The organism is Collimonas sp. OK242 (genome assembly GCF_900107095.1).
Lineage (GTDB): Bacteria > Pseudomonadota > Gammaproteobacteria > Burkholderiales > Burkholderiaceae_D > Collimonas.
The window spans coordinates 188,343-205,478 of the sequence record NZ_FNOR01000009.1; the positions used below are offsets into that span (position 1 = coordinate 188,343).

The window sequence follows — 17,136 nt, forward strand, 5'->3', positions numbered from 1 at the left end:
CGGAGGCAATTCGGGCAAAGTTCTGCGCATTACCTGACGGGTGCCAGACGCTGTGCCGCTATAATGCGTGGCATCCATCTTTCATAAAACACATCGCATGACGCCTCCAGATACAGCCAGCGACACCCAGCAATCCTCTCCTCCTCCGCACCATCGCTTACCGCTGCTTCTGCGGCTGATACTCGGCTTTTTCGGGATTATTGTCGGTTTGCTGGTTATCGGCTGTCTAACTTTTTTCCTGATGCTGGCGATGGCTTACCCGAATTTGCCGGAGCTCGATTCGCTGACCGACTACAAACCCAAGATTCCGTTGCGCATTTTCTCGGCCGACGGCGTCCTGATCGGCGAATTCGGTGAAGAGCGGCGCAGCCTGGTGCGCATCAACGAAATTCCCGACGTGATGAAGAAGGCTGTGCTGGCGATTGAAGACGATCGTTTTTACCAACATGGCGGGGTCGACTACCAAGGCATCCTGCGCGCCAGTTTTTCCAACCTGACCGGCGGCGGCGGCGGCGCCAGTACGATCACGCAGCAAGTCGCCCGCAATTTTTTCCTGACCAGCAACGAGCCGACCTTCTTCCAGAAAGCGTCGCGCAAATTTCTCTATGAAATTCCGCTGGCATGGAAAATCGAACGCAACCTGAGCAAGGACCAGATTCTTGAGGTCTACATGAACCAGATTTATCTGGGCCAGCGTGCCTACGGCTTTGCTTCGGCAGCGCAGATCTATTTCGGCAAGAAACTGCAAGACATCACCACCGCCGAAGCGGCGATGCTGGCCGGTTTGCCAAAAGCGCCGTCAGCCAACAATCCAGTCGTCAATCCGAAACGGGCGACCGTGCGCCAGCAATATATTTTGCTGCGCATGCTGCAACTGGGTTACCTCACCGAAGCGCAGTACGAACAAGCCAAGAACGAAACCCTGCACATCAAGAGCGGCGCCAGCGAGTTTGGCGTGCATGCCGAATTCGTCGCTGAAATGGCGCGCCAGCTGGTGTACGAGCAGTTCAAGGAAAATACCTACACGCGCGGCCTCAACGTCTTCACCACCATCACCAAGGCCGACCAGGACGCGGCGTATATAGCGCTGCGCCGCGGCGTCATGGATTACGAGAAGCGGCGCGGCTATCGTGGCCCGGAGGGCTATATGGACATCCCGGACGGCACCAAGGAAGAAGCCGAAGACGCGATCGAAGTAGAGCTGGCGGACCATCCCGACAGCGATGAAATCGTGGCGGCGGTGGTACTGGAGGCGAACCCGAAACTGGTCCGTGCGCTACTGTCGTCGGGCCAGGAAATCGATATCAGCGGCGCCGGCCTGGGCATCGCCACCAATCTGTTAAGCGACAAAGCGCCGCCGCAACGTAAAGTCAAGCGCGGCGCCATCATCCGCGTCATGCTGGAGGGAAAAAACTGGAGCATCACGCAGATGCCGGCAGTGGAATCGGCCTTTGTCGCAGCCGACACCAAGGATGGCGCCATCCGCGCCTTGATAGGCGGTTTCGACTTCAACCGCAACAAATTCAATCACGTCACGCAAGCCTGGCGCCAGCCGGGTTCGTCATTCAAGCCATTCATCTATTCCGCCTCGCTGGAAAAGGGCTTGTCGCCGGCCACCATCATCAATGATGCGCCGCTTACCTACGGCGGCGGCCAGACCGGCGGCCAGATCTGGCAACCGAAGAACTACGGCAACAAGTACGAGGGTCCGATGAGCATGCGCCGTGCGCTGACCAAGTCGAAGAACGTGGTCTCGGTGCGCATCCTGGATAAGATCGGCGCCCAATACGGGCAGGAATATGTGACGCGTTTTGGCTTCGATGCTGACAAAAATCCGCCATACCTGACACTGGCCCTGGGCGCCGGCGCAGTGACGCCGCTGCAAATGGTGGGCGGCTACGCAGTCTTTGCCAACGGCGGTTATAAGATCAGTCCCTACATCATCAGCAAGATTACCGATGCCGACGGCAATGTCTTGTCGCAAGTCCATCCGGAGATCGCTGGCGATGAAGCCAATCGCATCATCGATCCGCGCAATGCCTTCATGATGGATAGCATGATGCGCGACGTCGTGCGCTACGGCACCGCGGTCAAGGCGCTGTCGCTCAACCGTACCGATCTGGCCGGCAAGACCGGCACCACCAACGACTCGCTGGATGCCTGGTTTGCCGGTTATCAGCCGTCGCTGGTGGCAGTCGGCTGGATGGGTTACGATCAGCCGCGCAGTCTGGGCGACAAGGAAACCGGCGGCGGCCTGGCGCTGCCGATCTGGATCAGCTTCATGCAACAGGCGTTGAAAGGCGTGCCGACGGAAGACCGCGTGGTGCCGGAAGGCTTGGTGCATTCCGGCGGCGAATATTATTACGCTGAATACCCGCCGGGCATCGCCACCCAAAGCCTTGGCGGCGGCAACATCGCACCGACAGAAGAAGAGAAAGCCAGGGACGAGGTCAAGAACGAATTGTTCTGATCGATATGCGTAGGCGTGGGCAAGCTTGTTTGCCCACGCCTTACCGAGATAGTTTCCGCCTGGGCACGCGTACCCATGCCAGGTTTTAATTCGAATACAGATCCAGCAGGCGCCGGGTATAGATTTCAATATTCTCCGGCAAGCTCACATCCAGCGTGCGCAGCAATGTCTGCGCGTTGCGCCGATAATCGTCGAGCTGCGCATCATGCGTGGCAAATGCCCGCAGCACTGCCTGGCCGCCGGCGAAAGAATCGAACTCCGGATAATAGTAGCCGTAGTCCTTGATGAATTCCGAATTGTGGATCAGCGGATAAGCACCGTACAAGGCTTCGTAGTACAGGTAATTCTGGCCATTTTCCCAGTGGTGCGAAATGATGCAGTCGCCATAACTGGCCATGAATTCATACACTGCAAAGCGTCCTTCAAAAGATGCCAGGCCGTGATTGACGACATCAAGCGCCCGCGCAAATTGCGAGAATTTCAGGTGCTCTTTCAAATGCAGGGTATTGCAGACACGCAGGTACTCCAGGAATGCCGGCTGCGCGCGATACGCCTCTTCGCAGGCCAGCATCGGCAGTAGCGAGGTTTTCACCATGCAGACATTGGGTTCGAAACTGCACACCCGCCAGCGCGGTTTGCCAGGCTGGTAACCGTAACTGAGGTGATCCGGCAAGCTAGCTATGCCTTTGGCGAAAAACAGCGGGGTCCACAAATGCGGCACGATATGCACGGGCGCCCGCGCCGTAAGGCTAAAGTAGTCCTTGCAGCTGTGCAGATATTCCGGCAAGGTCCACACCGCATCGTAGGGCTTATCGCTGCACAGGCCGCCATGCGGCTTATTGAATATGGCGCGTTCGACGTCGATCACATAGTCGTTTCCGACCCGCATCCAGGCGTAACGTCCGCCGCGCTGACGAAACCTTCTTACCCAATCTTCATTCAACTGGGCACTCATCTCGATCACAACGTCCAGGGTCTCCATGGCCTGCTCCAGGCCGATCATGTCGATTCCCAGATCGCCCATCATCATGGCGTCGTTGACCTGGTCGGCCGCGCCGTCCAGCACCAGCACCGCGCGTTCGACCGCCGGCGACCGGTTGAACAATTGCACCAGGAACGCGCAATTCTGAAATATGCCGTTTTCCCAGATCGATTGCGCCCCGCCCCGCACAAACAGGGTGACGCCTACGCGCAATTTGCGTTGCGGCAGCGGGTGGTTCATACCTGGCCCTCCACGGTGTGCTGCAGTCTTTTCACAAACGCTTCCACATTTTCAGGGTGTATCGGATCAAGCTTGCTCAGGTAAGCCGCACCCGCCTTTTTATAGTCATCCCAGAATTCCGGCTCCTGGCGCCAGGCATCCAGCAAGGCATGGCCGCCGGCGCTGGCTTCGAAACCCGGATAATAGATACCGACGCCGCCGGCTTTCAGATATTCCGAATTGTGTACCAGCGGATAACCGCCATACAGCGCATCGTAGTACAGGTAATTCAAGCCCCATTCCCAATGATGCGAGACCACCGCATCCATCTTTTGCTGCGCCATGCATTCGACAAATGCCACGCGCGGCTCGTAACTGGCCTTATGCTGCCTGGTCAGATCGAGATTGATGGCGAAACGATTGAAGGTGGGATGTTCTTTCATGTGCATCGTGTTCATGACCATCATCATGCTCACCGAACGCTGATCCAGACGGTATGCCTGCTCGCATACCAGCATCGGAATAAAGCAAGTCTTACCGACCGAGATATTCGGTTCGAAAATCGCAGTGCGCCAACCCGGCCTATCGGCGCCGGTGCTGGCCTGATAGCCGAATTGATGACCGTTTTTTTCGACCACATCGACATGCGCCTGGATAAACAGCGGCGACCAGATATGCGGCACGGCAAACACCGGCACCCGCGACACGGTGCGCAACAAAGGTCCGCTGCTTTTCATGAATTGCGGCAGTATCCATATTTCATGCCACGGCGTGCCATTGAAAATCTGGCCGCTGGGGCGGTCGAACATCGGCGCTTCGGCATTATCAGCATAAGTGTGGCCGACAAAGAAAGTAATGATCTTGACGCCCAAAGCACGCACGTGACGCAACCATTCCAGCGGCAGCTGCGCCCCCATTTCAATCACGACGTCTAGCTCGAAGGTGACATCCTCAGGTTTCACCAGAGGTACATCGAGGCCGCTCAGCCCCATCGCCTCAGGCAAATGGTCAAGGGCTCCGCCGTTTAACAAGAACACGCGGCCGACTTGCGGGCTGTGCTGCAACAACAGCACCAGGAACGCCAGATTCTGGTTAAGGCCGTTGGACCAAAGCTGCGCACCATGAACCGGAAAGATCGAGATGCCTACATTGATTTTTTTCATGGATTAGGAAAGATTGAAAATCGTTTTTTCACACTTCTCACACTGTTGGCTGTTGCAGCAATGCCGCCAATAAGCGCTCATACTCCGCGGTGACTTGCGCACAGCCTGGCAGATAGCGGCTCAACACTTGCCGCTGGCGCGTCAGGTAATCTTGCCAACTGCCATCGTGCGTGGACAGCACTTCGAGCAATCTTCCGCAGCCGGCCTGCACGTCATTTCCCTCGTAGTAATAACCGAGATCGCTGCACATATGAGCGTTATGCACCAGCGGATAACCTTGCCAGCAAACGTCGAAATAAAAATAGTTCAACGCATTCTCGATTTGATGGGAAATCACCACGTCAGTCATCTGGCTCAGGAACTGCGGCGTGTCGAAACGCCCCAGAAATACCGCCTTGTGCTGACGGACGATATCCAGCTGGTTCATCACCGCAATGAATTCCTTGCTCTCGCGCGCCAGCCGATCGGCATTGGTGACCTGCAAAATCTCGATGTCTTGCGGCCGCCGCCGATAGGCTTCTTCCGCGATGAATGCCGGGTACATGCAGAATTTCACAATATCGTTATTCGGCTCCATCACGGTCAGCCGCTTGGGGCCCGGGTGAGGACGATATTCGCCTTGATGCGCAAAACCCTGGCTGCGCTGGTTGACGAAAATCGGATCCCAGATAAACGGCACCACCTGCGCCGGCCGACGGCGTAAAGTCTCGAAATAGGATTGGCTGTTGGTGGCAACCTGCGGCACCATCCAGATCGCATCGTAACGCTGGTTGACGAACAGATCGTAGCCCCATAGCGGCCGGTTGAATAATACCGATTGCATCACATGCACATACTCGAACCCGCAACAGTAGGATATCAGGCGACAGCCGCGTGTCTTCAGGTAAGCAGTTTGATTGGCGTCGATCTGGCCGCCTAGTTCAATCAGCACATCCAGGTTGTCCTTGGCTTGCTCGAAGCTCACCGTCGGCCAGCGCGCCTGATCCCACGGCAGAGCCGCGGTGATGGCGATCGCAGTGGTATTCACCAGATGCACCGACGCCACGCTCGGGCAATGTTTTAAAGCCTCTGCCAGGTACACGGCATTTTGCTTGATGCCGTTATTCCATAGCGATTCGTTTTCCTGGTGTAAACCAATAGTAATGCCGATACGCAAGCTGCCGGTTGAAGAACTCATGTCTTGGATTCAAATCTAAAGTAAGGGATGCATAGTCACTATTATTTACACGTCATTTGCGCACCGGCGCCGCCATGTTCGTCTGCTCGGTCCAGTTGTACTGCACGTAGCGCCGGATAATCAGACAGCCCGGCGGTGAATCCACCAGCGAGACCGAACCGCCCGGCTCGTCCGGCGATACATATACCGTGAAAGTCGGCAGCAACGGTGTCGCGCCATACCCTTTCAACTCAGTGTCGGCAATACTCTTGCATGAATACGGCGCGATGGAAATGCGCTCGGCGGCAACCGAACATGCGCCGCCGCCCTGCGGCACGGCGGTGATGGATACCGCCGCTGACGCCCCTGCATATTCGATGCCGGTCAGCGAAAAGAACGGGCCGCGATCAGGATGGGCGCGGTCCCAATCGACCAGCACGTCGTGCGCCCCGGTGCCATTGATGGCAAGCGCCGACAAACGTGTAATCGCTGGCTGGCACTGTTTGACGCCGACGCTGCGCGCTGCTTCTGCCAACAGGTTTTTCGGTGCGGCAGCCTTGGCGCCGGGCAGGTCGGCTTTCATTTGTCCGTGCGCGACGGACATCATCCACGATGCAAGAACAACGCCGAGCAACACCCGCAATATTCGCCATGGCTGCCGGTATCCGCTGGATGTGCTTGATGCGGTGAAACCTGTTGAATTGCCTTGTCCGCTTGTTTCAAAAATATGTGGTGCAAACTTCATCAGCTGGATCCGTTTTAAATTGAGTGCTGCATCATGCCCGGAATCCTAGCTGACCGGCGCCGCCTCTGGTACGACTGCAGGCTTGGCGTCAGGCGCTGCCGGCAAATGAACGTATCAAAACAACATCGCATTGCTCATATATTACGACAGATGCACCTTGAGAAATCCCTGGCCAGGCTGTGCCGGCAAGAAAAATTTATAGCGCTATCGCTACGCCCCCCTGGGAACTGATCATCGCCGACAAGGCCGCAAAGAATTCTGAACCGTCGCGTGTATTGACCCAGATATCGCCCTTTTGCTTGTAGTGGAAACCACCGGATTTTGCGGCAATCCACAATTCCTGCATCGGTGCCTGGCTATTGACGATAATCTTGCTGCCATTGCCGACGAACTCGATCTCCAGCACGTTGCCGCTACGGCTGCACTCAACATCCAGATCGGTATTATCTGCGGCATGCTCAAGCGCCGTCTCGATCTTGCCCAAGGCAACCTCCGCCGCAGCCAGGAATTCTGATTCTGTCATGCTACACTCCAATCCGTTTCGTTAAACTGTGATTCTAATCCGTGAAACCCATTTTTGATTTGTCGCGTATCACCACGGTCGCCATGATCGCCATGATCCCGGTTACGCTCAGCCTGGCGGGATGCGGCCAAAAAGGCCCGCTGTTCATGCCAGCCAAGCTGCCGCCGCCTATCGTCAGAACTGCGCCGGCGCCGGCTCAGCCCAATGTTGCCCCAGAGGCATCTGACGAATCCGCCGCTCCGACACCCGCGGCGCAACCGAAAACCATAGTCACTCCAACAACATCCGCACCCAAATAAGCTGCCCTATGTCGTATTTTTCATACAAAAATGGCGTCCTGCACGCTGAAAACGTCGCGCTCAGCGCAATTTCGCAGCAATTTGGCAGCCCCACTTACGTCTATTCAAAAGCCGCACTGGTCGCCAATTTTTCAGCTTACGCCGATGCTTGCAAACAACACAGCCGTGAACCGGATGGCACGCTCATCTGTTACTCGGTCAAATCCAATTCCAATCTGGCCGTGCTGCAATTGCTGAGCCAGCTTGGTTCTGGTTTCGATATCGTCTCGGGAGGCGAATTATTACGTGTAATCGCCGCCGGCGGCGATCCGGCCAAGGTAATTTTTTCCGGCGTCGGCAAATCGCGTGAAGAAATGCGCCTGGCCTTGTCGCATGACATTCTTTGCTTCAACGTTGAATCGATTCCGGAACTGCATCGCCTGAACGAAGTTGCCGGCGCCATGGGCAAGCGTGCTGCCATTTCGCTGCGCGTCAATCCCAACGTCGATGCCAAAACCCATCCTTACATCTCGACCGGCCTCAAGGAAAACAAATTCGGGGTAGCCTATGAGGATGCCTTGTCCTGCTACCGGACCGCGGCGGCGCTGCCGCATATCGATGTGGCCGGGATTGATTGCCATATCGGTTCGCAGTTGCTGGACGACGCTCCCATGCTGGAAGCATTGGACAAGTTGATTGAACTGATCGACCAGCTGGCGAGCGAAGGCATCCACCTGCATCACCTGGACATCGGCGGCGGCATCGGCATTACCTATGATGACGAACAGCCGGTCGCCATCGGCGATTACCTGGGCCGTTTGTTTGCCCGTATCGACGCCTGGCGCCAGCAAAAATACCAGGGCGCGCCGATCAAGGTGATGTTTGAACCGGGCCGTTCAATTGTCGGCAATGCCGGCATTCTCCTTACCGAGGTTCAGTACCTGAAACATTCGGAAGCGAAGAATTTTGCGGTGGTCGATGCCGCCATGAACGACTTGATGCGGCCGGCAATGTACCAAGCCTGGCATGGCGTGCAGACTGTCATCCAGCGCGACGCTGCGGCGCAGACCTACGACGTGGTCGGCCCGGTGTGCGAGTCGGGCGATTGGCTGGCGCGCTCCCGTTCGCTGGCGATCGAAGCAGGCGATTTGCTGGCGCTGATGTCAGCAGGCGCTTACGGCATGACGATGGCTTCCAACTACAACACACGCGGCCGCGCCGCCGAAGTCATGGTGGACGGCGCACAAGTGCACCTGATTCGTCAACGCGAGAATCCAGCTGATCTGTTTACTCTGGAATCACTCATATCGCCTTAAGCAAAGAAACTGGAAGACCATGCGACAGCTCTTGCTCACTGCCCTATCTTCCTGTTTTCTGATGCAGGCCGCATATGCCAATCATCCGTTGGTGACCGACGACACCGGCACCCAGGATAGCGGCAACCATCAGCTTGAACTGAACACCGACTGGCTGCGCCAGAATGATACGCACAGCCACGTGGCGAATTTCACCTACAGCTACGGCTTGCTGAAAAATCTCGATATCTATGTCAATCCGCCGGCAACCCTGTCACAGCCTTCGGGTATCAATGACATTGCACTGGGTGTGAAATGGCGGCTGCTGGAACACGATGACTTTAGCCTCGGCGTTAAGCCCGAGATAACGTTTCCGAGCGGAGATCCCAACCGCGGCCTGGGACATGGCGCCGCCAGCATGTCGCTGACGCTGCTCGGCAGCTATCAAAGCGGCGACTGGGCTTTCAGCGGCAACCTGGCCGCGTATTACAACCGGTACCGCCTGACCAGCGATCAGCAAGCCAACCGCACCATGCAGTGGCGTTTATCGGCTTATGCGCTGTATGAGTTTAGTCCCAAGTTGAGCCTGGCCCTGGACGGCGGCATCCTGAGCAATACCGAGCGCGCCGGCGACACCAGCGGCGACATGCATTCGAGTAGCAATCCGGGCTATCTCCTGACCGGAATAATCTATTCGCCGACGCCGAATCTGGACCTCGACCTGGGGCTGAAATTCGGCATCGGCTGCGGTCCTTGCGCAGCCCAAACCCATCGTCAGGTCGGCGTCGGGGCGACTTGGCGCTTCTGAACGGCGGCACGCGATCTTGCAGCGCCGTCGCCGCGATTGCGCCAGGCAAACCAGACCCGCACCAGCAGCAGCACGCCGACGATAGCTCCAAACAGAATCGGCTTTTCGAAATTATGCTTGCCGGCGCGCATCCACCAGAAATGCAAGATCCCCAGCATGGCAATTGCATACAAGCTGCGATGCAGCCATTGCCAGCGCTTGCCGCCAAGGCGGCGGATCATGCCCTTGGTGCTGGTCAGGGCCAACGGTATCAGCAGGACGAAGGCGATGAAGCCGACCGTAATGAAGCGGCGTTTGACTACGTCTTTGAGCATCTCCGCAACATCGAAGAAATGATCGAACCAGAGAAATGTCGTGAAATGCAGGCTGGCATAAAAGAAGGCGAACAAACCCAGCATGCGCCGTAACTTGATGAGCCAGCTCCAGTTGGTGAACCGCCGCAAGGGCGTGACGGCCAAGGTGATGCAGAGAAAATAAAGAGTCCAGTCGCCGCTGCTGCGCGTGATGAATTCGATCGGGTTGGCGCCCAGCCGATCGCTAAGGCCAAACAGCAGCAGTCGCGCGGCCGGCAGCAAGGCCAGCGCAAACAGGGCGATTTTGAGGAACTTGAATTGCCTGGGGGTCGGATTGAACATGCTGCGCATTCCAGATCTAGAAGTACTTCTTCAAGTCCATGCCCGTATACAGCGAGGCAACCTCGTTGTAGCCGTTGAACATCAAGGTCTTGCGCTTCCTGGTGAAGAAACCGTCTTCGCCGATGCGGCGCTCGGTCGCCTGCGACCAGCGCGGATGATCGACGTCCGGATTCACATTCGCATAAAACCCGTACTCGCGCGCCGCTGCAATATTCCATGCCGTCCGCGGCTGATCTTTGACGAAGCGAATCTTGACGATCGACTTGGCCGATTTGAAACCGTATTTCCAGGGCAGCACCATGCGCACCGGGGCCCCGCTCTGGTTCGGCAATACCTGGCCGTACATGCCCACCGTCAGCAAGGCCAGCGGGTGCATCGCCTCATCCATGCGTAAGCCTTCGACATACGGCCATTCCAGCACCGGATTGCGCAAACCCGGCATCTGGCGGTTATCGGCTAGGGTCGTGAATTCAAGATACCTGGCGTTGCCGGTCGGCTCCACTTTCTTGATCAGCTCGGACAAGGAGTAGCCGATCCAGGGAATCACCATCGACCACCCCTCAACGCAGCGCAGCCGGTAGATACGTTCTTCCAGCGGCGCCAGTTTCAGCAGGCTGTCGATATCCAGCATCATCGGCTTCTTGACTTCACCTTCAATCGCTATCGTCCAGGGCCGTGGTTTGAGGCTGCCGGCTTTTTCGGCAGGATCGGATTTTTCGGTGCCGAACTCATAAAAATTATTGTAGGTGGTGGCGTCTTTATAAGGCGTCGCCTTGTCCATCACGACATAAGCCGGATTCGCCTTCGCCGCCAATTTCTGCCCGGCGCCCGCGTTCCCCTGGGCGAAAGCATCGCCGGCAGTCAGCTCCAGCAATGCGCCGGCGCCGACTGCGCCTACGGCAATTTGCTTGATAAAGCTGCGGCGGGATTCAAATACTGCTTGCGGGGTAATGTCGGAAGCGAACGGCAGATCGATTCCGTTGGGGCGACGATACAGCGGCATACGGCTCTCCTGTGAGGTAGATAGAACTTAGTCACTTGGGCTGACGATTCCTTACAGGACCGCAGAAAAATCGCTTATCCGGCGATATTGATATGGTCGTGCAGCTGCGCCAATCGGGAAATGATTTTTGCCTGAGTGGGAAACTGCGCTTCAAGCTGCTCAGGCTGCAACGCAAATACCTGCATGCCGGCAGCAACGCCGGCTTGCACGCCAGGCAGGCTATCTTCGACTACAGCGCAGCGGGAAGGTTCGACGCCCATGGTTTTGGCGGCATGCAAGAACAGGTCCGGCGCCGGCTTCCAGGACGAGACTTCGTAGGCGCTGAAGATACGGCCTTCGAAATAAGGCCACAAGCCGGTGACGCTGAGCGACACTTTAATCTGGTGCAACGGCCCGTTGGACGCCATGCAAAACGGCACTCTGAGGGATCGCACCAACTCGAGCGCGCCATCGATCGGTTGCAGGCGCTGGTACAAAACGGGGGCGATACGGTCGCGCAGGATTTTAGCGAAATCGACCGGCAGAGCCCGGCTGAACATCCGTTCCAGTTCAGTCACGCAATCCGCCATCCGGCCGCCCTTGAAGCGCGCTAGTGCTTCGTCGGCCGACAATTGCATGCCCAGCTCCGCCAGATAGCCGACCATCACATCGGTGGCGACCGTCTCGCTGTCGACCAGAGTGCCGTCGCAATCGAAAATCACCAAGTCCACTGGAACCGGGTCTGCCTCCGCTTTTGCATTTACCATCGGATCACAGTTCTCCGTAAGAATGCAGGCCGGACAGGAACATGTTGACGCCAAGGAAGGCAAACGTCGTCACCAGCAAGCCGATCAGCGCCCACCATGCCCCGACCCGCCCGCGCAATCCCTTCATCAGGCGCATATGCAGCCACGCTGCGTAGTTGAGCCAGACAATCAGCGCCCAGGTTTCCTTCGGATCCCACGACCAGTAGCCGCCCCAGGCTTCTGCCGCCCACAGCGCGCCGAGAATGGTGGCGATGGTGAAAAAGGTGAAGCCGACGGCGATCGCCTTGTACATCACATCGTCCAGTACTTCCAGCGTCGGCAGGCGATCGGCCAGGTAGCCATGCGATTTCAGCAGATACGCCATCGCCACCATCGCCGACAGGGCGAACGTGCCGTAGCCGATGAAGTTGGCCGGCACATGAATCTTCATCCACCAGCTTTGCAGCGCCGGCACCAGCGGCTGGATTTCCGCGGCATCGCGCGACACCATGTACCACAGCAGGAATCCTACCGCGGCCGAGATGACCAGCAAGACGAAAGCGCCGAGCTGGCGGGTACGGTAATGGTGTTCGTAGTACAGGTAGAACAGGGCGGTAATCAGGCTGAACAGAACAAATACTTCATACAGGTTGGAAATAGGAATATGGCCGATGTCAGCGCCGATCAGGTATGACTCGTACCAGCGCACCAGCATCCCGGTGAAGCCCATCACCACCGCAGCCCAGCACAGCTTGGAACCGATCGATGCGCCAAAATCGGAGCGCGTGATCAAGCCGCCCCAGAAAAACAAGGTCGACAGGAAAAACAGCGTGCTCATCCACAGAATCGCGGACTGGCTGGAGAGCAGGTACTTCAGAAAGAATTTCTGGCTGGCCATATCCAGCACGCCGCCATACATGGCGATTGCCGACAGCGACAACACGGCCAGCAAAGCCATCAGCCAGCGTACCGGTTTCCAGTGCCAGCCGAGCCAGGAGAAAGTCGGCGCAGCTAGCAGCAGCACACCTTTTTCGTAATAATCCATGTGGCTGCCATAGCGGTTCAGGGCGAACAGCGAAGCGGCCACCAGCGCGACGGCAAACAGCCAGTCGATCACAGACAGGCGCTTGATAAAGCTGCTGGGGGGGGAATACGTTTGCGTCAGTTCCATCATCTTCTCCATATCGTTCCGCTACTGCGCCGGAGGCGCAACGGCACGCTTGCTTTGCTAGCCTTGCAGCTCGACCGTCAATCTATGCTTCCGGCTGCTTTAATTGTGTTTTCAATACTTCAAATTCTTTTTCAAAGTCCATCGTCTTACGCTGCGAACTCATCGCCATCAGCGCATGCGACTGCCCTTCCGCATTCTTGTCCGGGCGTATCCACACCCACAACCTGCGCTCACGCACGTACAGCATCGAAAACACGCCCAGCACCAACAACAGGCAGCCCAGATACACCACCTTCTTGCCCGGTGAACGGGTGACCTGGAACACCGATGCCTTGATCTCGTCGAAACCGGTCATTTGCAGGTATACAGGCGCATTATAGAAGCTTGCATCCGACAGTGCATTGGTACTCAATTGCAAGAAGCGGGCACGCTTTTCATCGGCCGGCATTTCCTTCAATCCGTCTTTCTCACGTGCAACCTGCCACAGATCCCACATGCTGCCGTTCAGGATCTTCATGAAAATGTCTGCCGCCTTTTCCTGCTCTTGCGGCGGCACTTGTTCCAGGAATCTGGAAATCGCCATGTAGCCGGCTTCTTTACCATTGCCGGCAAACAGGGACAAACCGCGCAGGGCCGATTGCTCCAGCTGGACGCGCAAGACGGCGATGCCTTCGCGGCTTTCGGGAATCGCGCGTTGCGCATAGCGATGTGCCGCTGCTGCGCGCAATTCCGGATTCAACAAGGCCGCCCGCATGCGCATCCACTCTTGCACCGAATCGTTGTCATCGGCGGGAATCCGCAAATAACGGAACGGCTCGTCCGGCGTATCGCGCACCCCGGCCAGGAACACGTAGGCATCGTCAACCTTGATCGATTGCATGTAGTTGCTGAACTCGCGCGCCTGGCCTGTCTTGTCGCGCAATTTATATTGCACGCTAGGCCCGACATTCTTCAGGTCTTTCTTGTTGGCGCTTTTTGCCGCATTGCCAAGATGATTGCTCAAATCGTCGCTCAAGCGTTGATCGAGGCTCTTGGCCTTGGTCACGGCGCGCAGATCGTCACCTGACTGAGCCATATTTTCCACGTTGAATGGGCGGAAACCAGACCATTCAATCGTATAGTCGCTATTACCGTTATTGGCTAAAGCGGGATTGGCCAGGGAGGTGCTGCCATTGACTTCGCCAGTCACCGGAAAGCTGGTTTCGCTGCTGCCGGCCATCGGATAGGCCGTCAGCCTGAGTTTGCTGCCGCCGTCTTCGAAACTCGATTGATAGACCGCGATCCCCTTGTAAATCAACGGCTGGTTGACTTTGATGGTTGCCGCGAAAGTATGGCCGTCGGCGTTATCCCGGATCACGACTTCACTGGCGAACAGCTTCGGCATGCCGGTGCTATAAAAGTCGATGATGAATTTTTTCAGCTGGATCGTGAATGGCAAGTCCTGGATCATCACGCCGTCTTTTTGCGGAATGATGGCTGTGCTGCTGGCGGAGCCTTCCGGAATCAGGGTATTGCCGCGGAATGTAGGATTGCCAAGTCCCAAACGATGTTCTTCCGGGATTTCAGCGATGATGCCGTTGCCGTTAAATGGCGTTTTGCCATAGAACCATTGCTGCGCGCGTATCGGCATGTCGGAGTCCAGCAAACCGCCGACACAGATGATCACGATCGCGCTATGGGCGAAGATGTAGCCCCATTTATTGGCGGCGCCTTGCTTGGCCGTAATCAAGGTGGCATTGTCTTTCGCCACCAGCCTGGTCTTGTAGCCCTTGGCGGCAATCCGTGCGACCAGTTGCTGCGTCAGCACGGCAGGCGCCGTGACGGAAGTCCACTCGGCCTTGTGGTGAAAATTGCGCAGCGATTGTTCGCGCACATTTTCGCGCCAGCTGCGCATGTCCTTCAACATCTTCGGGGCGTTGCGCGCGATGCACAATGAGGTCGAAATCACCAGGAAGGTCATGATGAGCAAAAACCACCAGGACGAATACACTGCGTACAAACCCAGCTTGCTGAAGATTTCAAACCAGAACGGACCGAACTGATTGACGTAGTTCGGCATGGGTTCGTTTTGCTTGAGCACCGTGCCGATCACGGAGGCGATGGCGATAATCGTCAACAAACTGATGGCGAACCGCATCGATGACAATAATTCAACTCCGTCCGCCAGCCAGCGCCGGCTGGTTTTCAGCTGTATGCCTGCCGTCGTAATCTCGCCATCCTTGATTTCGTTGTTACTTTTGCTCATAGCCGATTCATCTTTTTGAAAAGAAAAAGGGGTGGCCTAGGCCACCCCTGAATACATGTTTTATTATTATTATTTTTACTTCAGGCCGGCGATATAGTCAGCTACAGCTTTGATTTCATCATCAGACATGTCCTTGGCGATCGTCGTCATCATCGGCCCGTTCTTGCGGACGCCGCTGCGGAAATTGGTCAACTCAGCCACGGTGTAGTCCTGATGCTGGCCGCCGATGCGCGGAAACTGGGCCGGGATGCCGGCGCCGTTCGGGCTGTGGCAACCGGCACAAGCCGGAACGCTCTTTTCGGCAATCCCGCCGCGATAGATCTTTTTGCCCAGGTCCAGCGTATCCTTATTCCTGGCGGCGCCGGGTTTGGCCGCTTGCGCATCCAGGTAGGCAGCGATGTTTTTCATTTCATCGTCGGTCAACAGCTTGGCCAGCGGCGACATGATCGGATTGTTCCGGTCGGCGCCCTGGAAATTGGTCAACTGCTTGTGGATATACGCAGCGTGCTGGCCGCCCAGTTTCGGGTTGGTGCTGATGGTCGAAGCACCGGCTGCACCGTGGCAAGAAACGCAAGCGGTAATGTTGCGCGCTGCGTCGCCATTGGTATACAGTGCTTCGCCCTTGGCTGGATCCGCTTTGGCAGGCCCGGCTTTTGGCGCATCCGCAGCATAGGCCACGGAGGAAAGTGCTAGCACTGCAACGAAGAAAGATGTCACTACTGGAAAAAACGCACGGTTCATTCAAACACCCTGAGACTTGATTTTAGAATTCGGTGGCGACGAAGCTGAGCGGCTGAGCACCATCAATTGATTGCCTGGCTCCCAAAGGCTATCAATTGCGTATAAGGCAAAGCTAAGCAGAACAGCAGTACATAACCCCTTATTGTACAATAGCTTTCCGGCATTTTTGCCCCCCTTACCGCATTTTCTGCTCAACCCATGTCCCTACTTTGGCAAGCCCGCTTCTTTACTACGGTTAATCATCTTCGAGACTTGCCAACTTTGCAAGTCCCCGAGATCGCTTTCGCCGGCCGTTCCAACGCCGGCAAGTCGACCGCCATCAATCTTTTGTGCAATCAGAAGAAGCTGGCTTTCGCGTCTAAAACACCCGGCCGCACCCAGCATATCAACTATTTTTCCATAGGCGGCGCCCACGTCGCCCAGCATCGCAAGGACGAAACCAAGATCGACGAGATTCGCGCCTTGCTAGTCGACTTGCCCGGTTATGGCTATGCTGAAGTGTCCGGTTCGGCCAAGCTGCACTGGCAGCAGTTGCTTGGCGATTACGTGCGCCGCCGCCAACAGCTGGCGGCGCTGGTGCTGATCGTCGACTCGCGCCGCCCGTTCACTGAACTCGATGTCCAGATGGTGGAATGGTTTGCGCCTACCGGCAAGCCGATTCATTGCATCTTGAGCAAATCCGACAAGCTCAACCGCAATGACGCGACCAATGCCCTGCGTCAGGCTCGCACTTTCCTGGCGAGTTACGTTGATGAAAACAATCAGCAACTGCCGTTTACCGCGCAGCTGTTTTCAGCGCTGAACCGCAATGGGCTAGAAGAAGCCAATGATCGCATTTTGGAACTGGCGGGCCTGACAAGCGTGGCCGATGATAAGGCTGATGCTGGCGATGCAGCGGCCTCGGGCGACGACGGAGAACAAGTTTAGTAAATAACTAAACATAAAAAAGCCCTGGAGAAAGGGGAATATCTCCAGGG

General features: G+C 56.6%; 16 protein-coding genes. 5 read left to right on the forward strand and 11 right to left on the reverse strand.

Features of this window, described 5'->3' with window-relative positions:
- Positions 1-97 precede the first annotated feature (97 nt).
- On the forward strand, positions 98-2,470 hold the full coding sequence (locus tag BLV81_RS12055) for a penicillin-binding protein 1A (RefSeq protein ID WP_092356251.1): 2,373 nt from the start codon (positions 98-100) through the stop codon (positions 2,468-2,470).
- A gap of 85 nt (positions 2,471-2,555) precedes the next feature.
- Here the strand turns inward: BLV81_RS12055 and BLV81_RS12060 are convergent, their stop codons facing one another.
- The 5 genes from BLV81_RS12060 to cyaY form a co-directional block, all read right to left on the reverse strand.
- The gene (locus tag BLV81_RS12060) at positions 2,556-3,692 is read right to left on the reverse strand and encodes a DUF2827 domain-containing protein (RefSeq protein WP_092356254.1); all 1,137 of its coding nucleotides are present in this window, start codon (positions 3,690-3,692) and stop codon (positions 2,556-2,558) included.
- Complete coding sequence (locus BLV81_RS12065) at positions 3,689-4,834, reverse strand: DUF2827 domain-containing protein (protein WP_092356257.1); 1,146 nt, start codon at positions 4,832-4,834, stop codon at positions 3,689-3,691. Before BLV81_RS12065 ends, BLV81_RS12060 begins: the two co-directional genes overlap by 4 nt.
- 37 nt (positions 4,835-4,871) lie before the next feature.
- On the reverse strand, positions 4,872-6,011 hold the full coding sequence (locus BLV81_RS12070; RefSeq protein WP_092356260.1) for a DUF2827 domain-containing protein: 1,140 nt from the start codon (positions 6,009-6,011) through the stop codon (positions 4,872-4,874).
- Between the two features lie 52 nt (positions 6,012-6,063).
- Positions 6,064-6,597, reverse strand: coding sequence for a hypothetical protein (locus tag BLV81_RS12075; protein ID WP_176992826.1), 534 nt, complete (start codon positions 6,595-6,597; stop codon positions 6,064-6,066).
- Between the two features lie 334 nt (positions 6,598-6,931).
- The gene (gene cyaY / locus BLV81_RS12080; RefSeq protein ID WP_092356263.1) at positions 6,932-7,258 is read right to left on the reverse strand and encodes an iron donor protein CyaY; all 327 of its coding nucleotides are present in this window, start codon (positions 7,256-7,258) and stop codon (positions 6,932-6,934) included.
- 41 nt (positions 7,259-7,299) lie between these two features.
- On the opposite strand from cyaY, the gene BLV81_RS12085 reads away from it, so the two are divergent.
- The 3 genes from BLV81_RS12085 to BLV81_RS12095 are packed head-to-tail and all read left to right on the forward strand — an operon-like array spanning position 7,300 to position 9,639.
- The gene (locus tag BLV81_RS12085) at positions 7,300-7,557 is read left to right on the forward strand and encodes an LPS translocon maturation chaperone LptM (protein ID WP_255365153.1); all 258 of its coding nucleotides are present in this window, start codon (positions 7,300-7,302) and stop codon (positions 7,555-7,557) included.
- Positions 7,558-7,565: 8 nt separating this feature from the next.
- Positions 7,566-8,852: a diaminopimelate decarboxylase gene (gene lysA / locus BLV81_RS12090; RefSeq protein ID WP_092356266.1), complete on the forward strand. Its 1,287-nt coding sequence runs from the start codon at positions 7,566-7,568 to the stop codon at positions 8,850-8,852.
- A 19-nt stretch (positions 8,853-8,871) separates the two neighbouring features.
- Positions 8,872-9,639 (forward strand): transporter, encoded by a 768-nt coding sequence (locus BLV81_RS12095; RefSeq protein WP_092356269.1) that lies wholly within the window; start codon positions 8,872-8,874, stop codon positions 9,637-9,639.
- On the opposite strand, the gene BLV81_RS12100 is transcribed toward BLV81_RS12095, so the two are convergent.
- The 6 genes from BLV81_RS12100 to BLV81_RS12125 form a co-directional block, all read right to left on the reverse strand.
- Positions 9,606-10,274: a protein-methionine-sulfoxide reductase heme-binding subunit MsrQ gene (locus tag BLV81_RS12100; RefSeq protein WP_092356381.1), complete on the reverse strand. Its 669-nt coding sequence runs from the start codon at positions 10,272-10,274 to the stop codon at positions 9,606-9,608. The genes BLV81_RS12095 and BLV81_RS12100 overlap by 34 nt on opposite strands.
- 16 nt (positions 10,275-10,290) lie before the next feature.
- Positions 10,291-11,277 carry a protein-methionine-sulfoxide reductase catalytic subunit MsrP gene (msrP, locus tag BLV81_RS12105; protein WP_092356272.1) on the reverse strand — a complete coding sequence of 329 codons (987 nt, stop codon included), beginning with the start codon at positions 11,275-11,277 and terminating at the stop codon, positions 10,291-10,293.
- A gap of 74 nt (positions 11,278-11,351) precedes the next feature.
- Entirely contained in the window at positions 11,352-12,023 is a 672-nt protein-coding gene (locus BLV81_RS12110) for an HAD family hydrolase (RefSeq protein WP_092356275.1), read from the reverse strand.
- A 4-nt stretch (positions 12,024-12,027) separates the two neighbouring features.
- On the reverse strand, positions 12,028-13,173 hold the full coding sequence (gene ccsB, locus BLV81_RS12115) for a c-type cytochrome biogenesis protein CcsB (protein WP_092356278.1): 1,146 nt from the start codon (positions 13,171-13,173) through the stop codon (positions 12,028-12,030).
- A gap of 82 nt (positions 13,174-13,255) precedes the next feature.
- Positions 13,256-15,418: a cytochrome c biogenesis protein ResB gene (locus BLV81_RS12120; protein ID WP_092356281.1), complete on the reverse strand. Its 2,163-nt coding sequence runs from the start codon at positions 15,416-15,418 to the stop codon at positions 13,256-13,258.
- Positions 15,419-15,493: 75 nt separating this feature from the next.
- Positions 15,494-16,159, reverse strand: a complete 666-nt coding sequence (locus BLV81_RS12125; RefSeq protein WP_092356284.1) for a c-type cytochrome — start codon at positions 16,157-16,159, stop codon at positions 15,494-15,496.
- Between the two features lie 198 nt (positions 16,160-16,357).
- Between BLV81_RS12125 and yihA the strand changes: the two genes are divergently transcribed.
- Positions 16,358-17,086 (forward strand): ribosome biogenesis GTP-binding protein YihA/YsxC, encoded by a 729-nt coding sequence (gene yihA, locus BLV81_RS12130; RefSeq protein WP_092356287.1) that lies wholly within the window; start codon positions 16,358-16,360, stop codon positions 17,084-17,086.
- Positions 17,087-17,136 lie beyond the last annotated feature (50 nt).